The organism is Staphylococcus schweitzeri (assembly GCF_002902405.1).
Lineage (GTDB): Bacteria > Bacillota > Bacilli > Staphylococcales > Staphylococcaceae > Staphylococcus > Staphylococcus schweitzeri.
This window is the reverse complement of sequence record NZ_PPQS01000023.1, coordinates 1-2,199: the sequence shown is the minus strand read 5'-3', so window position 1 is coordinate 2,199 and position 2,199 is coordinate 1. Positions and strand designations below refer to the sequence as shown.

At 30.2% G+C, this 2,199-nt stretch carries 2 protein-coding genes; both read right to left on the bottom strand.

Annotated features, from left to right (window positions below):
• Positions 1–60: 60 nt before the first annotated feature.
• Entirely contained in the window at positions 61–822 is a 762-nt protein-coding gene (gene istB, locus CD116_RS04350; RefSeq protein WP_047551825.1) for an IS21-like element helper ATPase IstB, read from the bottom strand.
• Positions 815–2,107, bottom strand: a complete 1,293-nt coding sequence (gene istA / locus CD116_RS04345; protein WP_103325192.1) for an IS21 family transposase — start codon at positions 2,105–2,107, stop codon at positions 815–817. Before istA ends, istB begins: the two co-directional genes overlap by 8 nt.
• Between the last annotated feature and the right edge of the window lie 92 nt (positions 2,108–2,199).

Sequence of the window (2,199 nt, the reverse complement as noted above, 5' to 3'; positions counted from 1 at the left end):
TGTAAATGTCAATATAAAAATGTACATAAATGATTGTATAAGAATGTACAAAATGATTTGCTAAGTAATTTTCTTCTTAGGTGAATGATCTTTTAATCTATACGATTTGCCTGTGATTTTAACTACACTTGAATGATGCAATATCCTATCCAAAATCGCATTTGCGATTTTGGGATCATCAAATATTTCATTCCATAAGTTGAAATTGATATTTGTGGTAAATATTGTACTTTTCTTCTCATATCTTAAATCTATTAATTGAAAGAATAGTTTGGCATCTTCACTTCCAATAGGTAAGTATCCAATCTCATCTATGATTAATAACTTATACTTGCTATAGTGCTTCAATCTATTTTCTAATCTGTTCTCAAGTTTGGCTTTTCTTAAATTCTCTATCAAATGATGACATTTAATAAAGTAAGTACTTACTCTATTTTTAGCTGCAGCCATACCAATGCCTGTAGCTAAATGTGTTTTACCAACGCCACTTGAGCCTAAAAAGACAATGTTTTGATATTTTTCTATAAAACGCAAATCTGTAAAATCCCAAATTTCTTGTTGATTGATGCTCGGTTGAAAATTAAAGTCAAAGTCTGATATTTCTTTTTTAAACGGAAATGCCGCCACCTTTACCATCGATTCAATCAAATTTTTCTCTTTAATTTCGATTTCGTAGTCACTTAATTTAATTAGTGTATCTATAAATGACAAGTTGTTTTTAATGCTAAAATCGATAACATCATCAAGATGATTAATCATTTGATTCATTTTCAAATATTCTAAATTCGCTTTTAAGCGCTTATAATTCGTCGAATTATTCATCATACAACTCTCCAATCGCATTCAAATTATCTATCGCAATCTGATTTATATCATCCATTTCTCTATTTCCAAAAGAAGATGACAGTGTTTCTAAATAATGCTCTTTTTGATAATTTAATTTACGTTGTGTGATGAGATGTTCACAAATCGATTTAGTGTTATAATAAATGTGTAGTTTTTGATCATAAACTTGAACTTCAACTGTTTTCCCACAATATTCAGCTGGTACTGAATATTGATTGGACTTATATGTAATCATATTAGAGCGGTTGACTTTCAAATATTTATGTTTCACTTTATATGAGTTTCTTACATTCACGTTCGGTAGTGATTGTAAGAAACTTTTTTCTTTTTCTAAAGCAATAATAGGTATTTTACCTGTACTCGTATGAACTGAGTAGTTCAGTCGCTCATTAAGATTAGAAATAAACTTAGGAATCTCTTCTAAATATAATTCGCCTTGATATGCATGAATTTCATCTAATATTTTCATTATCGATTCAACTTTACCCTTTGTTCTAGGACGGCCGGCAATACAAGGTTTTACTTTAAAATTAAAATCATCAGCGAATTGTTTAAATCTACGATTTATTTGACCATTTTTACGTTCTGTTCTTGGTTGATCCATGACCGTTTTCATGTTATCCGTTACAAGTTCATTAGGCACACCTCCCATTAGCTCAAACGCTTGTGTCAATAAATTAAATAAGACATCACTCGATTTATTCATTGTCACTTGCATGATTACAAAACGGGAATAAGAAAGTAGTAGTACGCCTATATTTAGTGAAACAATTTGATTATCCTTCGTTTTAAAGTTAATACCTTCTTTCCAGTCAAACTGTGCTTGATGACCGGCTTTTGTCTCGAATCTCGTTGTGCCTTTAGGCGACATCTGTTGATAACCTTTCATAAAATAACGATTAAACTCATCATGTTTAAGGATATAAGCTCTAAATGTAGAATAGGCACAGGTTAACCCATGTTTATCCTTCAAATATTGCCAAAGAATACGCTTATAGTAGAACTTTTGTTCACTAGGGTCTGAAAGTAATTTTTCGATGATAGGGTAATACTTGTCAATAATAGACTGACGATTTCTCTTTTTGGTTGGCTCAAAGCCATTTAAATATTTATCAACTGTTCTTCTATCAACACCCATGTGTCTCGCTATTTCACTTTTGTTTATTTTCATGTTTAAGTTCTCCATAACAATTTTTAATTTTGGTAAGTCTGTAAGAGTAGTAACTTCAAAATCCATATTTATGTCTAAAGATAATTTCATTGTTGTTCACCTCAACAAAATTATCCCTAGGTTTTTAAAAATTGTACATGTGTAAACAATCAAAAGTGTACATTATTAAATTATCATTTCCA